Consider the following 21987-nt stretch of genomic DNA (forward strand, 5'->3'; position numbering starts at 1 on the left):
CGGAGCCGGTACCGCAGGAGTCGCGGTGGTCCAGCTCGACCACCGCGACTCCTGCGGACTCGGATCGCCCGGAGGCTCAGCCGAAGTGGCGCGGCAGCACGGCGCCGTTCACCGAGCGGAGCTCGTCCAGCGGTAGCGTGAAGAGGCCCTGCACCTCGACCGCGGGGGTCGCCGCGTCGGTCACGCCGATGCGCAGCACCGGGTAGCCCCGGCCCTCGCAGAGCCCGCGGAACTTCACGTCGTCCTCGCGCGGCACCGACACGAGCACGCGGCCGGTCGACTCCGAGAACAGCGCGGCCGTCGCGTCGACGCCGTCGCGCTCCATCAGCTCGTCGAGCCAGATGCGCGCCCCGACGCCGAAGCGCAGCGCCGACTCGGCCAGCGCCACCACGAGCCCGCCGTCGGCGAGGTCGTGGGCGGAGGCGATGAGCGACTCCTTCGCGCCCGCCGAGATCAGCTCGGCCAGCGCGCGCTCGGCGCCCAGGTCGAGCTGCGGGGGCAGCCCGCCGAGGTGGTCGTGGATCGTGCCGGCCCACGCGGAGCCGTCGAGCTCGTCGCGGGTGGTGCCGAGGAGGTAGAGGTTGTCGCCCTCGTCCTGCCAGCCGGAGGGGATGCGGCGCGCGACGTCGTCGATCACGCCGAGGACGCCGACAACGGGGGTCGGGAAGATCGGCACGTCGCCGGTCTGGTTGTAGAACGAGACGTTGCCGCCGGTGACGGGGATCTCGAGCTCGAGGCAGGCGTCGGCGAGCGCGCCCACGGCCTCGCGGAACTGCCACATCACCTCGGGGTTCTCGGGGCTGCCGAAGTTGAGGCAGTCCGAGACGGCGACCGGGGTCGCTCCGGTGACGGCGACGTTGCGGAACGCCTCGGCCAGCGCCAGGCGGGCGCCCTGCGCCGGGTCGAGCTGGCACCAGCGCCCGTTCGCGTCGGTCGCGACCGCGAAGCCGAGGCCCGACTCCTCGTCGACGCGGACCATGCCGCCGTCGTCGGGATAGCTGAGCGCGGTGTTGCCGAGCACGTAGCGGTCGTACTGCGAGGTGATCCAGCTCTTGTCGGCGAGGTTCGCCGAGCCCAGGAGCGCCAGGGTCTCGGCGCGCAGCGCGTCGCCGCCGGTCGAGCGGGGCAGGCGGGAGGAGGAGTCGGCCTGCAGCGCGTCGAGCCAGGAGGGGTACTCGATCGGGCGCTCGTAGACCGGGCCGTCGACCGCGACGGTGCGCGGGTCGACGTTGACGATCTCCTCGCCGTGCCAGTTGATGATGAGGCGGCCGGAGTCGGTGACCTCGCCGAGCACGCTGGTCTCGACGTCCCACTTGCCGACGACCTCGAGGAACGCGTCGAGCTTCTCGGGCGTGACGACGGCCATCATCCGCTCCTGCGACTCCGACATGAGGATCTCCTCCGCCGTGAGCGAGGGGTCGCGCAGCAGCACCGAGTCGAGCTCGATGAACATGCCGCCGTCGCCGTTGGAGGCCAGCTCCGAGGTGGCGCACGAGATGCCCGCGGCGCCCAGGTCCTGGATGCCCTCGACGAGGTCCTTGCGGAACAGCTCGAGGCAGCACTCGATGAGCACCTTCTCGGCGAACGGGTCGCCGACCTGCACCGCGGGGCGCTTGGTCGGTCCGCCGTCGGCGAAGGTGTCGGAGGCGAGGATCGACGCGCCGCCGATGCCGTCGCCTCCGGTGCGCGCCCCGAACAGCACGACCTTGTTGCCGACGCCGCGGGCGTTCGCGAGGTGCAGGTCCTCGTGGCGGAGGACGCCGACGGCCAGCGCGTTGACGAGCGGGTTGCCCTGGTAGACGGAGTCGAAGTAGGTCTCGCCGCCGATGTTCGGCAGGCCGAGGCAGTTGCCGTAGAAGGAGATGCCGGCCACGACGCCGTGCACCACGCGCGCGGTGTCGGGGTCGTCGATCGCCCCGAAGCGCAGCGCGTCCATCACCGCGACCGGCCGGGCGCCCATCGAGATGATGTCGCGGACGATGCCGCCGACCCCTGTCGCCGCACCCTGGAAGGGCTCGATGTAGCTCGGGTGGTTGTGGCTCTCGATCTTGAAGGTGACGGCCCAGCCCTCGCCGACGTCGACCACTCCGGCGTTCTCGCCCATGCCGACCATGAGGTTCTTCTTCATGGCGGGGGAGACCTTCTGCCCGAACTGGCGGAGGTACATCTTCGACGACTTGTAGGAGCAGTGCTCGCTCCACATCACCGAGTACATCGCGAGCTCGCCGCTCGTGGGGCGGCGGCCGAGGATCTCGCGGATGCTCGCGTACTCGTCGGGCTTGAGTCCGAGGGCCGCGTAGGGCTGCTCCCGCTCGGGCGTCGCCTCCGCGTTCGCAGTGGTGTCGGGAACGGCGGTGCGGCTGTCTGCCATGTGCTGGAGGCTCCAGGGGAGGGGGACGGGATGCGCGTCGATCCTACCCGCCGCGGTCGCCGGGGTCCGGGCCCTCCGGTGGAGCGGTGCGGGCATCGGCGCCTAGGATCGGGCGGGTGAAGCGGGCGGCTCTGATCGGGACCGTGCTGTGGGGGCTCTACCAGTGCTTCGGGAACCTCGGAGCGGCGAACATCTCGTCGGACGAGCCCGTGTACCTCGCCGCGGGGTGGGACTACCTGCACGGCGACGTGAGCGCGAACCTCGAGCATCCGCCGACGGCGAAGTACCTGATCGGGCTCGCGCAGGTGCTGCTCGGCGAGGGGCTGCTCGCGGGCAGGATCGCCGCCGGCGCGGCCGCGTTCCTCACCGGGGTGGTGCTCTGGCTCTGGTTCCGGCGCGAGCTCGGCCCGACGCTCGCGCTCGTCCCGGCCGGCCTGTTCCTCCTCCTCCCGCGCACCGCCGTGGGCGCCGGCACCCGGATCGACCGCCTCGCGCTCCTGGAGCCGTTCATGGTGCTCTTCGCCGTCGCGGCGATGGCGGCGGCGTGGACCTGGTCGCGCGCCTCGCCGGGCAGGCGGAGCGGCTGGCTGATCGCGCTGGCCGGTGCACTGCTGGCGCTGTCGGTCACCTCGAAGCTGACCACCGCGGTCCTCGCGCCCGTGCTCCTGCTGCCGCTGCTGTGGTCGGGGAGCAGGGCCCGGGCTCTGCGGGGCGGTCTCGCCCTCTCCATCGCGTTCGTCGTCACCGGGGTGCTCGCCTACCTGCCGGTGCACCCGGTCGAGGCGGTCCGGTACCTGCTCGAGTTCCAGTCCGAGCACAACGCCGACGGCCACCTGATCGAGGTCGCCGGGACCGCGTACGTCTTCCCTCCGTGGTGGGCGAACCTCTGGTTCATGGTCGTCGGCATCGGGCCGGCGGCGCTCGCCGTGCTGCTCCTCGGGACCCTGCTGTCCCTGCTCGCTCCGCGGCGCCGCGCGCTGGTGCTCTACCTGGGCGCCGCGACGCTGCTCCTCCTCGTGTTCCACCTGGCGATCAGCTCGGTCGCGCTGCCGCACTACTACGCGGCGTGGGCGTGGCTCCTCTGCGCGCTGGCGGGCATCGGCATCGCGGAGGCACTGCGCGGCGGGATCGTGCTGCCCGCACCCCTCGCCCGCGGCGCCGGCGCGGTGCTGCTGGCCGCCTCCCTCGTGATCGCGATCGCCACCTCGGCGGGGATCGCCCAGGAGCGGCCGACCGGGATCGCGCGAGTGGCCGACGTGCTGCGCGAGCGCGGCCTCGACGGCGGCCTGGTCCTCGCGCAGGGCATGTCCTCGGGCGTCTACGTGCCCTACATCGGCGACCGGGTGACGACCGATCCGTCGTCCGCCGGGATCGTCGCCATCGCGATCGAGCGGTCGGCGCGCTTCCCCGTCGATCCGCGCGTGTCCGCCTACCTCGAGTCGGCGCGGCCCGAGACGGTGCGGCTCGACGACCTCACCCTCGTGCTGGTCGACGGACCGCTGCCGTGACCGCTCACTTCGAGCGGCAGGCCCCCGGATCGACGGCGTCCGTCAGCGAGGCGGCCTGCTCGACCACGGGAGTGAGGACCGAGAGCGGGATGGCGTAGCCGACGTTGTCGACGGAGGCGGCCTTGCCGAAGACGACGCCCGACACGGTGCCCTCGAGAGAGAGCAGCGGGCCGCCCGAGTTGCCCTGGTTGACGATGGCGGCGAGGGTCAGCACCTCCCGTGAGGTCGGTGCTCCGTCGACCATCAGCGAGACCGTGGCGTCGGAGGAGATCTCGGCCGAGCCGAGGGTCAGCGGGCCGCCGAAGGGGTAGCCCGCGACCACCGCGTCGTCCCCGGCGGCGACGGCGTCGTCGAGCGGGAGCGGGGAGGCGTCGAGCCCGTCGACGGCGATCACGGCGAGGTCGGCGGCCGGGTCCAGGTAGACGACTCGGCCGGTGCGCGGGGCCTCGCCCGGCGCCTCGACGACCGGCTGCGAGACTCCGCCGACCACGTGCGCGTTGGTGATCACGCGGTCGTCCGAGACGACGAAGCCGCTGCCCGTCACTCCGACGTCACAGGCCCAGGCCGTGCCGGAGACGCGCACGACCGAGCGGGTGGCGGCGGCGACCTCCGGGTCGTCGGTCGAGACGTCCGGGATCGCGGGCGCCCGGGTGGGAGCGTCGAGCGCCTCGACGACCCACGACGTGCCCTCGTCGACCACGGTCGACTGCAGCTGGGCGAGGAAGGCGCGGACGGGGGAGGGGGTGAGGTCGTCGATCGTGCGGATGACCGTCGATCCGGCGACCGAGGTCGTGACGAGGGGGACGCCGAGGAGGGAGACGGCCGAGGTGACGGCGATCCAGACCAGGCCGGAGATCGCGACGCCGGCGACGCCACCCGCGAGCCGGTCGAGCAGGCCGAGCTTCACCCGGTCGGCTCCGCGGCCGATGACCGCGCCGAGCGTCGCTCCGATCGCGTAGCCGACGCCCAGCAGCAGCACGGCGGTGCCGATCACGGCGAGCAGGCGCCACTCGCTGCCGGCCGTCCACGACGAGACGGCGGGCACGGCGAACGAGGCGCCGATCGCGCCCGCGACGATCCCGGCGAGACCGCCGAGGGTCCGGAGCAGGCCGCGCCGCAGACCGTCGACGAGCGCGCCGATGAGGCTCAGGACGACGATGACGTCGACGATCACGGATGCACCCACGCGGAACTCCTGCCGGTGTCGGGGACGGGTCCTCCAGCATGACCGACGCGGGATGCGCGGACGCCCGGAGGCGGCTGGCAGTCCGCGGCAGCTGAGGTGCGCGGGACGGCGGCGGCGCGGGAGCCGGACGCCTCCGGGCGGGCGCTGCAGCCGAGCGGGCGGTGCCGCCGGGAGGGCGGTGCCTCTTAGAAGAACGAGATGCAGTACGGCGTCGCGATCGGCGCGAACAGGCGGTCCATCCGCCCCGCCTCGCCCGTGACGCGCGCCAGCCCGGCCTTCGCCAGGATCGACGGCCGCACCGAGCCCAGCAGCAGCGAGCCCAGGTCGGCCACGTCCAGCGCGAGCTCGGCCTCGTCCCCGGTGCGCTCCACGGTGGCGGAGCCGCCCGAGGCGGTGAGGCGGTAGCGGCCGTCGGCGAGCCCGAGCCCGTCGGCCACCTCGACGACGACCGAGCCGTCAGCGGTCCACGGCCGGGCCGAGAACGCGGCGGCGACGTCGAGGATCCGCAGCCAGATCAGGTCGCCCACGTGGCTCACCTGCACCACGCGCGCGTCGCGGAGCGCCCAGGTCAGCGGATCGTCCACCGGCGCCATGTCCCAGGTCACCGCGGAGGCGAGGTCGACCGCGCCGAGGTAGCCCCAGAGCGCGAGGTAGGCGTCGGCGCCGGGGGCGACGAGGTCGACGATCTCGAGGGTCTTGTCGTCCTCGGGCCCGACCGCGCGGTAGGTCACGAAGCCGTCGAGCGTCCCCTCCTCGTCGAGGTGGACGGCCGAGCGGACGTCGAGGCCGGGCGTGGTCTCGCCGGACGCGGTGCCGACGGAGTTCGCCTCGTAGCGCGACTGGCGGGTCAGCGAGCCGGGGGTCGACGCCTGGAACGCGGCGAACACCGCGGGGATGCGCGGCTGCAGCCAGCTCGTCGCGACCACCTCGACGCGGCCGGCGGGCTCGGTCTGCAGGCCGAAGCGCGGTCCGGTGTCGACGCGGATCGAGCGGGTGAAGGCCGAGCGGCCGAAGCCGAACCGGCGGTAGATGGAGGCCTCGCTCGCCGTGAGCGCGGCGACCGGGGTGCCGGCCTCCTTCGCCAGGCGCAGGTCCTCGGTGATCATCGCGCGCAGGATGCCGCGGCGCCGGTGCGTGGGCCGCACGGTCACCTGCGAGACGAGGTGCGCCGGCAGCTCGCGTCCGCCGCCGACCTGCAGGGCACCGGGGAACGCCGCGTAGGTGCCGACCGGCACGCCCGCGCCGTCGAGCCCCTCGGGGGCGGAGGAGTCGACGACCGCGGTGAGCACGCGCTGGTCGGCGACCATGTGCTCGGCCCAGTCGCGCAGCTTCTCCGGCGTGAACTCCTTCTCGTGGAAGCCCGCGTTGATCGCGGTGGCCCACGCGGCGGTGGCGGCGTCGGGACCGCCCTCGTCGTTCAGGGCGGCGGGGAAGCGGCGGAGGTCGAGACCGGTGAGAGGCATCCGTCCAGCCTATTCACCCGGGGTGCGCGGGGGCTGAACCGGTGCGCGAACGGTCACCGCGACGGGCGCGCCCGTAACGCGGACCGCCGTCAGAGCACGGTCCACCGCTTCTCGACCGCCGCGTCCACCGCCTCCGCGAGCTCGTCCAGCCGCCGGGAGTCGAGGCGCCCCGGGTCCGCGGCCGCCCGGATCCGCCCGCTCATCGCCGCGATCGCCGAGCGCCGCCGCGGCAGGGTCGCGGTGAACGCGCAGTCGCGCAGCAGCACCAGCAGCTCGCCCGCCCGGCCCTGCGCCTCCGCGAGGACCTCGAGCCGCCGCTCGAACGGCGACTCCGGGACCGTCACGCGCAGGAACCCGTCCGGATCCTGGAACGCCGCCGGCGGATCCGGGACCCGCGCGAGCAGCGCCAGTGCGGCGCCCAGTTCGTCCAGATCGCCCTCGTGCGCCAGCTCCCGCAGCCGCGAGTCCACGTCCTCGGCCGGCCCCGCCCCGAGCTCCACCGTCCGCAGCACGAGCGCGTCGAGCCGGCGCTCCTCCTCCTCGCCCGGGACCGACGGAGTCGCCGACCACCACGAGAGCACCGGAGTCGCGGCCACCGCGTGCTCGCCGATCCGCCGCTCCAGCGCGATCAGCAGGTCCTCCCGCGCGGCGAGCGCCACCAGCGCGTCCACGTCGAGGTGGAGCAGGGTGCCCGAGGCGGGCGGCGCCACCAGCCGGCGTCCGGAGGGAGGGACGGTCTCCGCCCGCGTCCTCGCCCCGGGTCCGCGCTCGCTCGCCCGCAGGATCTCCTCCTCGAGGGTCCGCCGGGGTCGTCGTCGTCCGCTTCCGCGCGCCATGCCGTCACGCTACCGTCGGCCGCATGACCCGGTTCCTCGCCCTCCTCCGCGGAGTGAACGTCAACGGCCGCACCGTCCGCAGCGCCGAGCTCGCCGAGACGGTCGCCGGCATCGGCGTGGACCGGGTGCGGACGGTCGTCGCGAGCGGCAATGCGGCCTTCGACTCCGACCGCCCGGCCGCCGAGCTGAAGCCCGCGCTCGAGGCGGCGCTCGCCGAGCGGTTCGGCTACGACGCCTGGATCGTGCTCGTGACGCAGGAGGCGCTCGCCGCGGTGCTCGCCGCCTACCCGTTCCCGCGGATCGACGAGGAGGCGCATCCGTACGTCGTCTTCGGCTCGGACGAGGAGGCGCTCGACGCCGCGCAGGGCGCGATCGGCGAGCCGGATCCGGCGGTCGAGCTCGTCGCCCGGGGTGCCGGCGTCCTCTACTGGCGCTGCCCGCGCGGCTCCTCGACGGACACTCCGGTCGCGCGGATCCTCGCCCGCTCCGCCTACCGCTCGAGCACCACGACCCGGAACCTGCGCACCGTCGAGAGGCTCGCGACGGCCTGACGTCCGCGGCTGTGGCGGGGCCGTCTCCGGGCTCCGCGAGCGGCACCTCGGGGCGCCTCCGACCTCGGGAGGCGAGGAATCGGGGCTGAGAGCACGCACATTCTTTGGTTAGGCTGTCCTTAGTGCCGGTCCACTCGGACCCTGCGCCGCCTCCCGCACAGCCTCTCGAAAGGGACCCATGCCCCGCGCCACCACGCCCCTCGCCCTGCTCGCCGCCACCGCGCTGACGATCGGCCTCGCCGGCTGCAGCGGCTCGGCCGCCGGAGACGACGCCGCCGCCGACAGCGGCTTCACGCCGATCACGATCGAGCACGCTCTCGGCACCACCACCATCGAGTCGGCGCCCGAGCGCGTGGCGACGGTCAACTGGGCCAACCACGAGGTCCCGCTCGCGCTGGGCGTGGTCCCCGTGGGCATGGCCGCCGCCAACTTCGGCGACGACGACGGCGACGGGCTCCTCCCCTGGGTGAGCGAGAAGCTCGACGAGCTCGGCGCCGAGGCCCCCGTCCTCTTCGACGAGACCGACGGCATCGACTTCGAGGCCGTCTCGGACACCGACCCGGACGTCATCCTCGCCGCCTACTCCGGCCTCACGCAGGAGGACTACGACACCCTGAGCGAGATCGCCCCCGTCGTCGCCTACCCCGAGACCGCCTGGGGCACCTCCTGGCGCGACATGATCACGCTGAACAGCGAGGCGATGGGCAGGGCCGACGAGGGCGCCGCCCTGATCACCGAGCTCGAGGGCGAGATCGAGGAGAAGGTCGCCGCGCACCCGCAGCTGGCCGGCACCTCGGCGATGTTCCTCACCCACGTCGACCCGACGGACCTCAGCCAGGTCAGCTTCTACACCTCGCACGACACCCGCCCCGCGTTCTTCGAGGACCTCGGCATGGCCACCCCGGGCAGCATCGCGACCGCCTCCGCCGCGACCGACAAGTTCTCGCTCACGCAGAGCGCCGAGCAGGCCGACGCCTTCAGCGACGTCGACGTGATCGTCACCTACGGCGACGACGAGCTCGTGAGCACCCTCAAGGCCGACCCGCTGCTCTCGCAGATCCCCGCGGTCGCCGACGACGCCATCGTGCGCCTGCCCTCCACGCCGCTCGGCACCGCCGCCAACCCGACGCCGCTCTCGATCTCGTGGGTCCTCGACGACTACCTGGACCTGCTCGACGAGGCCGCCGCCAAGGCCGCGCAGAGCACTCCGGCCGCCTGAGCCGGGATCCGGCCCGCGTGACCCTCGCCGCTCCTCCCGCCGCCTCGGGCGTCGCCGCCGTGCGCCGCCCGAGGCGGCTGCGCGCCCTCTGGCTGCTCGCGGCCGTGGCCGTGCTGCTCGCCGCCGCCGTGGTGTCGGTGCTGGTGGGGTCGCGGGAGGTGGCGTGGAGCGACGTGGTCGCCGCGTTCGGCGGGTCCACGGACGGGTTCGCGCAGGCCGCGGTCGCCAAGCGCATCCCGCGCACCGTGCTCGCCGCGATCGCGGGCGCGGCCCTCGGCGTCGCCGGCGTGCTGATGCAGGGGGTGACCCGCAATCCGCTGGCCGACCCCGGCATCCTCGGGGTGAACACCGGAGCCTCGCTCGCGGTCGTGACGGGCATCGTCTTCTTCGGGCTGACGAGCTCCGCCGCCTACGTCTGGGTCGCGATCGGCGGGGCCGCGGTCGCCGCGGTCTTCGTCTACACGGTCGGGTCGCTCGGGCGCGGCGGCGCGACTCCGCTCAAGCTCGCCCTGGCCGGGGCCGCCACCTCGGCCGCGCTGGTCTCGGTGATCAGCGCGATCGTCCTGCCGCGCGCCGACATCGCGGGCGGCATCCGCTCCTGGCAGATCGGCGGAGTGGGCGGCGCCACGTCCGCGAGCATCGCGCAGGTGCTCCCCTTCCTCCTGGCCGGCCTCGTCCTCTGCGTGCTCTCGGCCAAGAGCCTCAACACCCTCGCGCTCGGCGACGAGCTCGCCGCGGGCCTGGGGGAGCGGGTCGCCCTCGCGCGCGGCGGGGCCGCCCTGGGCGCGGTCGTGCTCTGCGGAGCGACGACCGCGGTCACGGGGCCCATCGGCTTCGTCGGCCTGGTCGTCCCGCACGCCTGCCGCCTCCTCGTCGGCGTCGACCACCGCTGGCTGCTGCCGTTCTCGGCGGTGACCGGCGCCGTGCTCCTGATCGCGGCGGACATCGTCGGCCGCGTCGTCGCGCGCCCGAGCGAGATCGACGTGGGCATCGTCACCGCGCTGGTCGGCGCCCCGGTGTTCATCGCGATCGTCCGCCGCCAGAAGGTGCGCGAGCTGTGACCGCGCTGCTCGAGGCGCCCTCCGCCACCGCCCGCGCCGTCGCGGCCGGCCGCCGCCGCCGCGGTACCCGCCGCCGGGTCGTCGTCGCCGTGCTCGCTGTCCTGATCGCGGCCGTCCTCGCCGTCTCCCTGCTGGTCGGCCAGACCGTCTACTCGCCCGACGAGGTGCTGCGCGTGATCCTCGGTGAGCAGGTCCCCGGGGCGAGCTTCACCGTCGGGCGCCTCCGCCTCCCGCGCGCCGTCCTCGCCCTGCTGGTGGGCCTGTGCTTCGGGCTCGGCGGAGTGAGCTTCCAGACCATGCTCCGCAACCCGCTCGCCAGCCCCGACATCATCGGGATCAGCGCCGGGGCGAGCGCCGCCGCGGCCTTCGCGATCGTGACGCTCTCGCTCGGGGCGGCGCAGGTCTCGGCCCTCGCGATCGTCGCGGGACTCGTGGTCGCCCTGCTCGTCTACGCCCTGTCCTACCGCAGCGGAGTCGCCGGCACCCGGCTGATCCTGATCGGCATCGGGGTCGCCGCGATGCTCGACTCCCTCACCGCCTACGTGCTCTCGCAGGCCGCCGCGTGGGACCTGCAGGAGGCGTCCCGCTGGCTCACCGGGAGCCTCAACGGCGCGAGCTGGAGCGAGGTCGTGCCGGTCCTCGCCGCGGTCGTCGTCCTCACCCCCGTCCTGCTCTCGCGCTCGCGCGACCTCTCCGCCACGCAGCTCGGCGACGACACCGCCTCCGCGCTCGGCATCCGCGTGAACGCCACCCGCCTCGTCGTGATCGTCGCCGCGGTCGGGCTGATCGCCTTCGCGACGGCCGCCGCCGGCCCGATCGCGTTCGTGGCCTTCCTCTCCGGCCCGATCGCCGCCCGCCTGATCGGGCCCGGCGCGTCGCTCCTCATCCCCTCGGCCCTCGTCGGCGCGCTGCTCGTGCTCGTCGCCGACTTCGTCGGGCAGTTCGGGCTGGGCCTGCGCTACCCGGTCGGAGTGGTCACCGGCGTCCTCGGGGCGCCGTACCTCGTCTACCTCATCGTCCGCAGCAACAGAGCGGGAGGCTCACTGTGACCACCGCGCACACCCTGACGGCCGAGGGGGTCACCCTCGGCTACGGCGACCGGACGGTCGTCGACGGCCTCGACCTCGTCGTCCCGCCCGGCCGCATCACCGCGATCGTCGGAGCGAACGCCTGCGGCAAGTCGACGCTCCTGCGCTCGATGTCGCGCCTGCTCGCGCCCCGCTCCGGCGCCGTGCTGCTCGACGGCAGGGCCGTGCACCGGACGCCGGCGAAGCAGCTCGCCCGCACGCTCGGCCTCCTCCCGCAGTCGCCGATCGCCCCGGAGGGCATCACCGTCGCGGATCTCGTCGGCCGCGGCCGCCATCCGCACCAGGGGATGCTGAGCCGCTGGAGCGCCCACGACGACGAGGCCGTCGCGACCGCGCTCGACGCGACCGACACCGCCGCCCTGGCCGACCGCTCCGTCGACGAGCTCAGCGGCGGGCAGCGCCAGCGCGTCTGGATCGCGATGGCCCTCGCGCAGGAGACGGACGTGCTGCTGCTGGACGAGCCGACCACCTTCCTCGACGTCAGCCACCAGATCGAGGTGCTCGACCTGCTCGTCGACCTCAACCGCACCCGCGGGACGACGGTGGTGATGGTGCTGCACGACCTCAACATGGCCGCCCGCTACGCCGACCACCTCGTGGCCATCGCGCACGGCGCGGTGCACGCCTCCGGCACCCCGGCCGCGGTGCTCACCGAGGAGACGGTGCTCGCCGTGTTCGGCCTCGACAGCCGCATCATCACCGACCCGACCTCGGGCACTCCGCTGATGCTCCCCCTCGGGCGGCACCGCCTCGCCCCCGAGCGGATCGACGCCCCCGGCGGCGCGCAGATGACGGACGTGTAAACGGTTCCACACGGCGGCCGGGGGGCGTATACGATACCTGCAGTCCGCGGCGGACGACCGTCATCGGCGGAACCGCCGAACGCCTGCCCCCGATCAGAGGTCCTCCCCGCCGTGACTGCATCCCCGACGCGCCCCGACGCCTCCGCCCTCCGCGGCGTCCGCGCGCTCCTGTTCGACCTCGACGGCGTGCTCACGCCGACCGCCGACGTCCACATGCAGGCCTGGTCGCGGCTGTTCACGGAGTACCTCTCCTCGCGCGGGATCGCCGAGGGCTACACCGACGCCGACTACTTCCGGTACATCGACGGACGCCCGCGGTACGACGGCGTCCGGGCGCTCCTCGCCTCGCGCGGCATCACCCTCCCCGAGGGCGCGCCCGAGGACGACCCGTCGCTCGAGACCGTCTGCGGGCTCGGCAACCGCAAGAACGACGCCTTCAACCGCACCCTCGCCGAGACCGGCGTCGCTCCCTACCCGGGCTCGCTCCGCTTCGTCGACGCCGCGATCGCCGCGGGCGTGCAGGTCGCCGTCGTCACCTCCTCCCGCAACGGCGTGCCGGTGCTCGAGGCGGCCGGCCTCCGCGACCGCTTCGAGGTCGTCGTGGACGGGCTCCTCGCCGCCGAGCGCTCGATCGCCGGCAAGCCCGCGCCCGACACCTACCTCTACGCGGCCGAGCTCCTCGGCCTCCCGGCCGCCGAGTGCGCCGTCCTCGAGGACGCGCACTCCGGAGTCGCGGCAGGCCGCGCGGGCGGCTTCGGCCTCGTCGTCGGCGTCGACCGCGGAGTCGGGGCCGACACCCTGCTCGAGCACGGCGCCGACCTGGTCGTGGACGACCTGGCCGAGCTGCTCCCCTTCCTCCCCACCGCTCCCGCCCCCGAGGACGCCGCATGAACCCCATCACCTCCGACCCGCTCGACCGGAACCGCTTTCCGATCGACGAGTGGGCCCTCGTCGAGACCGAGTTCGCCTCCGAGCTGCAGGGCCGCACCGAGACGCTCTTCGCCACCGGCAACGGCTACCTCGGTCTCCGCGGCAACGTGGAGGAGGGGCGCGACGGCTACGCCTACGGCACCTTCATCAACGGGTTCCACGAGACCTGGCCCATCCGCCACGCGGAGGAGGCGTTCGGCTTCGCCCGCGTCGGCCAGACCATCGTCAACGTGCCGGACGCCAAGATCATCCGCCTCTACGTCGACGACGAGCCCTTCGTGCTGAGCGAGGCCGACGTCCTCGCCTACTCGCGCCGCCTCGACTTCGCGAACGGCGTGCTCACCCGCGAGCTGGAGTGGCGCACCCCCTCCGGCAAGCGCGTCCTGATCCGCTCGCGCCGACTGGTCTCCTTCACCGACCGGCACCTCGCGATCCTCGACTACGAGGTCGAGATGCTCGACCACGACGCGTCCGTGCTGATCTCGAGCCAGATCCTCAACCGCCAGGACGGCGTCGACGAGTACCACGCCCCCTCCGGCAGCGAGGGCGCCGGCTTCGACCCGCGCAAGGCGGAGTCGTTCGAGGACCGCGTGCTCCAGCCGCGCCTCAAGCGCGTCAGCGGCACCCGCTACCTCCTCGGCTACCGCACCACCAACTCCCAGATGACCGTCGCCTGCGGCGCCGAGCACCAGCTCGAGACCGAGAACGAGTGGGACCAGACCTCCCAGATCGACGACGACCTCGCCAAGCACGTCTACCGCGTGAAGGCCAAGGCCGGCCGGCCGGTCCGCCTGGTCAAGACGCTGACCTACCACACCTCCCGCGGCGTGCCCGTGCGCGAGCTCGCCGACCGCTGCGACCGCACGCTCGACCGCGCCCGCGAGACGCCGGTCGAGGAGCAGTTCGTCAAGCAGCGCGAATGGCTCGACGACTTCTGGACCCGCTCCGACGTGCAGCTGGACGGCCAGCCCGCGATCCAGCAGGCCACTCGCTGGAACCTCTTCCAGCTCGCCCAGTCCACCGCCCGCACCGACGGCGGCGGAGTCGCGGCCAAGGGCGTCTCGGGCTCCGGCTACGGCGGCCACTACTTCTGGGACACCGAGGTCTACGTCCTCCCGTTCCTCAGCTACACGGCGCCCCTCGTCGCCCGGAACGCCCTGCGCTTCCGGCAGAACATGCTCGAGGCCGCCCGGGCGCGCGCCTCCGAGCTCAACCAGCGCGGCGCGCTGTTCCCCTGGCGCACGATCAACGGGCAGGAGTCGTCGGCCTACTACGCAGCCGGCACCGCGCAGTACCACATCGACGCCGACATCTCCTACGCGCTCATGCAGTACGTGGGCGCCACCGGCGACGACGACTTCCTCGCCCGCGGAGCGATCGACATCCTCGTCGAGACCGCGCGGATGTGGGCCGATCTGGGCTTCTGGCGCAGCAACGGCGACGACCACTTCCACATCCACGGAGTGACGGGGCCGGACGAGTACACGACCGTCGTCAACGACAACCTGTACACGAACGTCATGGCCCGGGCGAACCTCCGCTCGGCCGCCCGCGCCGTCGAGCTGCTGAAGGCCGTCGAGCCCGCCGCGTACGAGCGAATGGCCGACCGCCTCGCTCTCGACGAGGGCGAGGTGCTCGAGTGGGCGCGCGCCGCCGAGAAGATGCACATCCCCTTCGACGCGCGGGCGGGCATCCACCCGCAGGACGCGGCCTTCCTCGAGAAGGAGCTGTGGGACCTCGAGAACACCCCCGCGAGCAAGCGCCCGCTGCTGCTGCACTTCCACCCGCTGGTGATCTACCGCTTCCAGGTGCTCAAGCAGGCCGACGTCGTGCTCGCGCTGCTGCTGCAGGGCAACGAGTTCACCGCCGAGCAGAAGCGTGCCGACTTCGAGTACTACGACGCGCTGACCACCGGCGACTCGACCCTCTCGGCCGTCGTGCAGTCGATCATCGCCGCCGAGGTCGGCTACAGCGACCTGGCCCGCCACTACTTCCTGTCGGCGCTGTTCGTCGACCTCGCCGACCTGCACCGCAACACCGCGGACGGCATCCACGTCGCCTCGACGGGCGGCGTCTGGAGCGCCCTCGTCTACGGCTTCGGCGGGATGCGCGACCACGGCGGCCGGATCACGCTCGATCCGCGCCTTCCCGACGACTGGGACCGCCTCGCCTTCCGCATCACCCTCCACGGCACGCGCGTGCGCGTCGAGGTGACGCAGACCGAGGTCCTGCTGACGGTCGAGACCGGCGACTCCGCCGCGATCACCGTCCGCGACGAGCGCGTGCACGTCGCCGCAGGCAGCCCCGTGCGCGTCCCGCTCACGCACCAGGGCCGCCGCCTGCACGGCGCGCCGACCACGTCCGACATCGAGGGCACCCGCCGCTCCGACGGCACCGTGATCACCGCCTCGATCCCCACCATCTCGATGACCCCCGAGCCCGAGGTCCTGACCGGGCCCTGAGCGGCGCCGCGAACATCGCCCATCACGCACGAGACCCCCGGCCGGAACCGGGGGTCTCGTGCGTCGCGGGCGGGCGGAGCCGCCCGGACCGGATACGTCAGGCGGAGGCGAGCAGCGACTTCAGCGCCGACGTGAAGAACGTCAGCCCGTCCACACCCGAGCGCATCGCGGCGGCCGTGTCGGGCCCGAAGCCCTCCTCGACGGCGTGCTCCGGGTGCGGCATGAGCCCCACCACGTTGCCGCGGCGGTTGCTGATGCCGGCGATGTCGTTCATGGAGCCGTTCGGGTTGTGGCCGAGGTAGCGGACGACGACGCGTCCCTCCGCCTCGAGCTCGAGCAGCGTGTCGGCCGAGGCGATGTAGCCGCCCTCGCCGTTCTTCAGCGGGATCGTGATCTCCTGGCCGGGCTCGAAGCCGTTCGTCCAGGCGGTCTCGGTGCTCGCGACCATCAGGCGCTGGTCGCGGCAAACGAAGGATCCCATGTCGTTCGCGATCAGGCCGCCGGGCAGCAGGTGCGCCTCGGTGAGCATCTGGAAGCCGTTGCAGATGCCGAGGACCGGGGTCCCGGCGTTCGCCGCGTCGACGACCTCGCGCATGATCGGGGAGTGGGAGGCGATGGCGCCGCAGCGCAGGTAGTCGCCGTAGGAGAAGCCCCCCGGCAGGACGATCGCGTCGACGCCGTCGAGGTCGTGGTCGCCGTGCCACAGCGCGACCGGCTCCGCACCCGCGAACCGGACGGCGCGCTGGGCGTCGCGGTCGTCGAGCGAGCCGGGGAAGGTGATGACGCCGATCCTCATCGGGCGGCCTCCGCCGGGTAGTGGATCCCGACGACGTCCTCGATCACCGAGTTCGAGAGCATCTCGTCGGCGATGCGCTGCACCGAGGCGCGCACCTCGTCGGTCACCTCGTCGACGGTGATCTCGAAGCGCTTGCCCACCCGCACGCCGTGGATGGCGGAGTGGCCCAGCCGCGCGAGCGCGCCGGCGACGGCCTTCCCCTGCGGGTCGAGCAGCTCGGCCTTGGGCATGACTTCAACGACGATCGTGGGCACCGTGTTCTCCGGAGTCTCGGGGGAGTGCGGTCTTCCGCGCGACCATCGTACCCGCGGGGGTCCCCCGCGATCGGCGGCGCTCAGGAGGTCGTGACGCGGATCGCGTTCGCCCAGGGGTCCTCGAAGGCGAGGGTGCGGCCGTCGTCGCGGGTGGCGACTCCGGAGCGGGTCAGCCGCTCGCCGAGCGCGCCGAGATCGTCGGCGCCGGGAACCACGATCTCGACCTGTCCGAGGCCGAGGGCCTGCTGCCGGCGTCCGGCGCCCGCAGAGTTCCAGGTGTTCATCGCCATGTGGTGGTGGTAGCCGCCCGCCGAGACGAAGAGCGCCTGCCCGCCGTACGCGATCGTCGTCTCGAAGCCGAGCCGGTCGACGTAGAACTCCTTCGCGGTGGCGACGTCGCCCACGCTCAGGTGCACGTGGCCGACGGAGGCGCCGCCGAGGCGCGGCTGCGCGATCGACTCCTCGGTGAGGTGCTCCTGCAGGAACGCGTTCGGGTCGAGGAAGAGCGTGCTCATCTCGATCCGCCCGTGCGTCCACGACCACTGCGTGCGGTCGCGGTCCCAGTAGAGCTCGACGCCGTTGTGCTCGGGGTCGTCGAAGTAGAAGGCCTTGCTGACCAGGTGGTCGGAGCTGCCGGTGAACGAGCCGGGGTGCCGGGTCGCGACGCTGTACACGGCCGCGGCGAGCGCCGCCTCCGATTCGAAGAGGATCGCCGTGTGGAAGAGGCCGGCGCTGCGCGGCGAGGCGTGCACCAGCTCGGGCGCGTGCTGGAGGATCACGGCCGGCACTCCGCCGCGGCCGAGCACCGCGACCGGTCCGTCGTGCGAGAGCAGCTCGAGCGTCACGGCGTCGCGGTAGTAGGCGATCATCCCGTCGAGGTCGGCGACACGGAGGGTCACCGCGCCCATCGCGGTGTCGGGAGCGAGCAGGTCGGGGGAGGAGGTGGTCACGGCGGAGACGCTACCCGCTTTTGGTTGAAGCTACAACCATTCAGAGGGGCGAGCGCTCATAGGAACCGCATAAGCAGCGTCCAGGCTGCGCGGGGAGGCCGGGCGTGGAATGGGAACCGGTCGCCGTCAGGGGCGGCCCCGGCACGAGGACGACACCATGAACGAGCGACACGAATCCGACGAGCGAGAGCTCACCGACCAGCCCGCCATCACCGAGGCGACGGGCGCCGACGAGGTGCGCGCGCTGCGCGCGGACGACCGTCGTCGTCGTCGTCGGGCGCTGATCGCCGGCGGCCTCGGCCTCGCCGTGCTGATCGGAGTGACAGCAGGCGGAGTCGCCACCGCCGGCCGCACCGAGGCGGCCTCCTCCGCCTCGGCCGGCGCCGCCACGATCGTCTACCCCGGCGGCTCGCGGGGATCCTTCGGCGGCGGGTACGTGATCGTCCCCTCCTGGGGCGGATCGACGCAGGGCGGCTCCTCCCCGTACGGCTCGTCGCAGGGCGGCTCCTCCGCCGCCGAGCCGGCCACCGGCGCGACCGACGCCGTGGCCGCGAGCACCGCGCAGACCGCCGGCGTCGTCACGATCACCTCCGAGCTCACCTACCAGGGCGCCCGCTCGGCCGGCACCGGCATGATCCTTACCTCCGACGGCATGATCCTCACCAACAACCACGTCGTCGAGGGCGCCACCGCGATCTCGGTCACGGTGGAGTCGACGGGCCGCAGCTACACCGCCCGCGTCGTCGGCACCGACGCGACGAACGACGTCGCCGTCCTGCAGCTGGAGGACGCCTCCGGCCTCACCCCCGCCTCGCTCGACACGGACGGGGTCGCTGTGGGCGACACCGTGACCGCCGTCGGCAACGCGGGAGGGACGGGCGACCTGGTCGCCGCCACCGGCACGGTCACCGGTCTCGATCAGCAGATCACCACCCGCTCCGAGTCGGGGATCTCCGCCGAGACGCTGACCGGGCTGATCCAGACGGACGCCGACATCGTCTCCGGCGACTCCGGCGGCCCGCTCGTCGACTCCGCCGGCCGCGTCGTGGGGATGGACACCGCCGCCTCCAGCGGGACGGCCGACATCACCGGCTTCGCGATCCCGATCTCGAAGGCCCTGGACATCGTGGCCACCATCGAGGCGGGCGCCGACACGGCCACCGTCGAGATCGGCTATCCGGCCTTCCTCGGCGTCTCCCTCTCCTCCGGCACCGCGTCGCCGACCTCGCGCGCGCTCGCGACCACCGCGTCCGGCGCCGTGATCGGCGGAGTCGTCGAGGGCGGGCCGGCCGCGCAGGCGGGCCTCGAGGCGGGGGACGTCGTCACCGCAGTCGACGGGGTCGCCGTCGCCTCGGCCGACCAGCTGTCCGCCTCGCTCGCGCAGCGCGAGCCCGGGGAGTCGGTGACGATCTCGTGGACCGACTCCGCGGGCGCCGCCCGCTCCGCCCAGGTCGTGCTGGTCGAGGGTCCGGTCGCCTGATCGGAGCCTCCGCGTGGCCGCCGGAGCGTTCCCGGCCGTTCACCCGGACGAGCGCGCCACGCCGCCCGTTGTTTTGATCCGCTCAAGACAACTCGGGTAGTGTCCTCGGCATGACGACAGTGGACGAGCGGCTCCGAGCCTCCGGGCTCAAGGTCACCGCCACGCGGCGCGCGGTGCTCCTCGCTCTCGAGGAGCACCCGCACTCCGGGGTGGACGCGGTCCTGGCCCGAGTGCGCGAGGGCCTCCCCGAGGCTTCGGCCCAGGCGGTCTACGGAGTGCTCTCGGCGTTCACCGACGCCGGGATCGTCCGCCGCATCGAGCCGGAGGGCCACCCCCGCCGGTTCGAGCTGCGGGTCGGCGACAACCACCACCACGTGGTGTGCCGGCGCTGCGGGGCCGTGGCCGACGTCGACTGCGTCGTCGGGGAGGCGCCGTGCCTGCATCCGCAGACCGCGAGCGGCTTCGCCGTGGACACCGCCGACGTCACGTTCTGGGGCACCTGCCCCGACTGCCTGGCCCTGGCCCACTGACCGACATCCGCTACACCGCAGCGGCGGGCCCCGTGCCCCTCGCCGACAGGAGGAACATGACCGAGGAACGATTCACCACCACGAACTCCGGAGCACCGGTCGCGAGCGACGACCACTCGCTGAGCGTCGGAGCCGACGGACCCCTCGCGCTCCACGACCACTACCTCGTCGAGAAGCTGGCCCAGTTCAACCGCGAGCGCATCCCGGAGCGGGTCGTCCACGCCAAGGGCGGCGGAGCCTTCGGACGCTTCACCACCACCGCCGACGTCAGCGCCTACACGCGTGCCGCGCTCTTCCAGCCCGGAGTCGAGACCGAGATGCTCGCGCGGTTCTCCACGGTCGCCGGCGAGCAGGGCTCGCCCGACACCTGGCGCGACCCCCGCGGCTTCGCGCTGAAGTTCTACACGAGCGAGGGCAACTACGACCTCGTCGGCAACAACACCCCCGTCTTCTTCATCCGCGACGGCATCAAGTTCCCCGACTTCATCCGCTCGCAGAAGCGCCTGCCCGGCAGCCACTTGCGCGACCACGACATGCAGTGGGACTTCTGGACCCTCTCGCCCGAGTCGGCCCACCAGGTCACGTGGCTCATGGGCGACCGCGGCCTCCCCTCCTCGTGGCGGCACATGGACGGCTTCGGCTCGCACACCTACCAGTGGATCAACGCCGCCGGCGAGCGCTTCTGGGTCAAGTACCACTTCAAGACCGATCAGGGCGTCGAGATCCTGAGCCAGGAGCAGGCCGACCAGATCGCCGGTGAGGACGCGGACTTCCACATCCGCGACCTGTCCTCCGCCATCGACCGCGGCGACTTCCCCTCGTGGACGCTGTCCGTGCAGGTCATGCCGTACGAGGACGCGAAGAGCTACCGGTTCAACCCGTTCGACCTCACCAAGGTCTGGCCCCACGCGGACTACCCGCTGATCGAGGTCGGCACCATGACGCTCGACCGGAACCCCGAGAACTACTTCGCGCAGATCGAGCAGGCGGCGTTCGCCCCCTCGAACTTCGTGCCCGGGATCGCGGCAAGCCCCGACAAGATGCTCCTCGCGCGCATCTTCAGCTACGCCGACGCGCACCGCTACCGCGTGGGGACCAACCACGCGCAGCTGGCGGTGAACGCGCCGAAGTCGCCGGTGCACTCGTACTCGAAGGACGGCCCCATGCGGTTCGACTTCCAGAAGTCCGAGGTGCCCGTCTACGCGCCGAACACGATGGGCGGCGCCCACGCCGATCCCGCCCGGGCGGCGGAGTCGGCCGGCTGGGAGACCGACGGCGAGCTGACGCGCGCCGCGGCGACCCTCCACCCGGAGGACGACGACTTCGGTCAGGCGGGGACGCTCTACCGCGAGGTCCTCGACGACGACGCGCGCGCCCGCCTGGTAGCGAACATCGCCGGCCACGTGTCGAAGGTCACCCGTCCGGAGCTTCGGCAGCGCGTGCTCCAGTACTGGGCGAACGTCGACTCGTCGCTCTCGCAGCGCGTCGCCGAGGCGCTCGAGCCCTCGGCTCCCGGTGCGGACGTCTCCCCCGAGGCGGTCGGCATCGGGGCGTAGTCCCGGCATCCCCTCGAGGAGCGCGCGGTACCGGAGCGATCCGGGCCGCGCGCTCCTCGTCGTTTCCGGGGAGGGTCCTTCCACTCGGTGGAGTCGGATCCCGCGCGCGGGTGCCCGCCTCGGTCCGATGCAGCCGGCTCGGCCCCCGGATCCGCCCGCGGAAGCGGGCGCCGACGGGGAGGACCCCCGATCCCGACACGCCCGGGATGTGCGATTTCGGCCCGTCGTTTGACAGCACCGCGATCGCTGCGTAACTTATTCCGAGTCGCCACAAAGGCCGCAGGGAAACGGAAAGAGCAGCAGCTCCTACGTCCCGGCCTCAATCGGGACCATCCACTCGGCAAGACAGCTTTTCGGAGCAGGTCTGCCGCACGGATGTAAAGCCTTCGCAGGATCCCTCGGATCCAGCAACTTCGCCGCCCGGCGCAGGACTCAGGTCCTGAACCGAGCAACGTCGGAGCGCCTACGAGCGTGACGACATCGCGAAGAAGCCGGATTTGACACGGCCTGCGGATGTGCTAAGTTATACAAGTTGCCACGGCGACAGGGAGAAAGAAACTCCTCCTAGTCTACCGAGAAGACGCGTATGACGCAAGCAACAATATCTTCGATCACTTCCGTTGTGAAGCACCGTTCTGGTGTGGAGGCGGGATGTGTCCGATTCTTGAGAACTCAACAGCGTGCACTATGTTCAATGCCAATTTTATACCCCGGCCTTGATCTTCGGATCGGGTTGGGATTCCTTTGGAAATTGATGTCAGCTTCCGGCTTTCGGGTCGGAGAGATGTCTTATTTGCTAGAGGTCAAACTTGACTCTCCTTCTCTTCGGGGTTGGGGGTCGTAATTTTTTTACGGAGAGTTTGATCCTGGCTCAGGACGAACGCTGGCGGCGTGCTTAACACATGCAAGTCGAACGATGAAGCCCAGCTTGCTGGGTGGATTA

18 protein-coding genes and 1 rRNA gene are annotated in these 21987 nt (G+C 72.6%); 12 read left to right on the top strand and 7 right to left on the bottom strand.

All coding sequences use genetic code 11. The features are described from left to right. Window positions 1–76: 76 nt before the first annotated feature. Window positions 77–2371 (bottom strand): phosphoribosylformylglycinamidine synthase subunit PurL, encoded by a 2295-nt coding sequence (gene purL / locus C5B95_RS09335; protein ID WP_104222748.1) that lies wholly within the window; start codon window positions 2369–2371, stop codon window positions 77–79. Between the two features lie 116 nt (window positions 2372–2487). Here purL and C5B95_RS09340 point away from each other — a divergent pair, with 116 nt between their 5' ends. Beyond that, a complete protein-coding gene (locus tag C5B95_RS09340; RefSeq protein WP_181068040.1) occupies window positions 2488–3879 on the top strand; it encodes a glycosyltransferase family 39 protein in 1392 nt (463 codons plus the stop codon). Window positions 3880–3883: 4 nt separating this feature from the next. Here C5B95_RS09340 and C5B95_RS09345 read toward each other — a convergent pair whose 3' ends face one another. The 3 genes from C5B95_RS09345 to C5B95_RS09355 form a co-directional block, all read right to left on the bottom strand. Continuing rightward, the gene (locus tag C5B95_RS09345; RefSeq protein WP_258059899.1) at window positions 3884–5065 is read right to left on the bottom strand and encodes a MarP family serine protease; all 1182 of its coding nucleotides are present in this window, start codon (window positions 5063–5065) and stop codon (window positions 3884–3886) included. Window positions 5066–5250: 185 nt separating this feature from the next. Continuing rightward, window positions 5251–6528, bottom strand: coding sequence for a GNAT family N-acetyltransferase (locus C5B95_RS09350; protein WP_104222746.1), 1278 nt, complete (start codon window positions 6526–6528; stop codon window positions 5251–5253). Window positions 6529–6617: 89 nt separating this feature from the next. Then, complete coding sequence (locus C5B95_RS09355) at window positions 6618–7364, bottom strand: DUF2254 family protein (RefSeq protein WP_104234260.1); 747 nt, start codon at window positions 7362–7364, stop codon at window positions 6618–6620. Between the two features lie 23 nt (window positions 7365–7387). Here C5B95_RS09355 and C5B95_RS09360 point away from each other — a divergent pair, with 23 nt between their 5' ends. The 7 genes from C5B95_RS09360 (at window position 7388) to C5B95_RS09390 (ending at window position 15478) form a co-directional block, all read left to right on the top strand. After that, a complete protein-coding gene (locus tag C5B95_RS09360) occupies window positions 7388–7915 on the top strand; it encodes a DUF1697 domain-containing protein (RefSeq protein WP_104349010.1) in 528 nt (175 codons plus the stop codon). A gap of 178 nt (window positions 7916–8093) precedes the next feature. Next, window positions 8094–9134, top strand: coding sequence for an iron-siderophore ABC transporter substrate-binding protein (locus C5B95_RS09365; protein WP_104292725.1), 1041 nt, complete (start codon window positions 8094–8096; stop codon window positions 9132–9134). Between the two features lie 17 nt (window positions 9135–9151). Continuing rightward, window positions 9152–10195: an iron ABC transporter permease gene (locus tag C5B95_RS09370; RefSeq protein WP_104222742.1), complete on the top strand. Its 1044-nt coding sequence runs from the start codon at window positions 9152–9154 to the stop codon at window positions 10193–10195. Further along, the gene (locus C5B95_RS09375; RefSeq protein WP_258059902.1) at window positions 10192–11244 is read left to right on the top strand and encodes an iron chelate uptake ABC transporter family permease subunit; all 1053 of its coding nucleotides are present in this window, start codon (window positions 10192–10194) and stop codon (window positions 11242–11244) included. Before C5B95_RS09370 ends, C5B95_RS09375 begins: the two co-directional genes overlap by 4 nt. Beyond that, a complete protein-coding gene (locus C5B95_RS09380; RefSeq protein ID WP_104222740.1) occupies window positions 11241–12086 on the top strand; it encodes an ABC transporter ATP-binding protein in 846 nt (281 codons plus the stop codon). Before C5B95_RS09375 ends, C5B95_RS09380 begins: the two co-directional genes overlap by 4 nt. A 111-nt stretch (window positions 12087–12197) precedes the next feature. After that, window positions 12198–12977 carry an HAD family phosphatase gene (locus C5B95_RS09385; RefSeq protein WP_104222739.1) on the top strand — a complete coding sequence of 260 codons (780 nt, stop codon included), beginning with the start codon at window positions 12198–12200 and terminating at the stop codon, window positions 12975–12977. After that, a complete protein-coding gene (locus C5B95_RS09390) occupies window positions 12974–15478 on the top strand; it encodes a glycoside hydrolase family 65 protein (RefSeq protein WP_104222738.1) in 2505 nt (834 codons plus the stop codon). The genes C5B95_RS09385 and C5B95_RS09390 overlap by 4 nt, the downstream gene beginning before the upstream one ends. Before the next feature lie 97 nt (window positions 15479–15575). Here C5B95_RS09390 and purQ read toward each other — a convergent pair whose 3' ends face one another. From purQ to C5B95_RS09405, 3 genes are all read right to left on the bottom strand, one after another. Then, window positions 15576–16274 (bottom strand): phosphoribosylformylglycinamidine synthase subunit PurQ, encoded by a 699-nt coding sequence (purQ, locus tag C5B95_RS09395; RefSeq protein WP_104349011.1) that lies wholly within the window; start codon window positions 16272–16274, stop codon window positions 15576–15578. Continuing rightward, window positions 16271–16528 (bottom strand): phosphoribosylformylglycinamidine synthase subunit PurS, encoded by a 258-nt coding sequence (purS, locus tag C5B95_RS09400; RefSeq protein WP_104267819.1) that lies wholly within the window; start codon window positions 16526–16528, stop codon window positions 16271–16273. The genes purQ and purS overlap by 4 nt, the downstream gene beginning before the upstream one ends. Window positions 16529–16608: 80 nt before the next feature. Further along, window positions 16609–17436, bottom strand: a complete 828-nt coding sequence (locus C5B95_RS09405; RefSeq protein WP_104267823.1) for a VOC family protein — start codon at window positions 17434–17436, stop codon at window positions 16609–16611. Between the two features lie 199 nt (window positions 17437–17635). On the opposite strand from C5B95_RS09405, the gene C5B95_RS17730 reads away from it, so the two are divergent. The 4 genes from C5B95_RS17730 to C5B95_RS09425 all read left to right on the top strand — a co-directional run. Beyond that, window positions 17636–18958, top strand: a complete 1323-nt coding sequence (locus tag C5B95_RS17730; RefSeq protein ID WP_219813835.1) for a S1C family serine protease — start codon at window positions 17636–17638, stop codon at window positions 18956–18958. 110 nt (window positions 18959–19068) lie between these two features. Beyond that, on the top strand, window positions 19069–19488 hold the full coding sequence (locus C5B95_RS09415) for a Fur family transcriptional regulator (protein ID WP_104222735.1): 420 nt from the start codon (window positions 19069–19071) through the stop codon (window positions 19486–19488). Between the two features lie 56 nt (window positions 19489–19544). After that, complete coding sequence (locus tag C5B95_RS09420; RefSeq protein WP_104349012.1) at window positions 19545–21044, top strand: catalase; 1500 nt, start codon at window positions 19545–19547, stop codon at window positions 21042–21044. A gap of 848 nt (window positions 21045–21892) precedes the next feature. Then, window positions 21893–21987: ribosomal RNA gene (locus C5B95_RS09425) — 16S ribosomal RNA — on the top strand; the annotation flags it as partial.

The organism is Rathayibacter sp. AY1A7 (assembly GCF_002930845.1).
Classification (GTDB): domain Bacteria; phylum Actinomycetota; class Actinomycetes; order Actinomycetales; family Microbacteriaceae; genus Rathayibacter.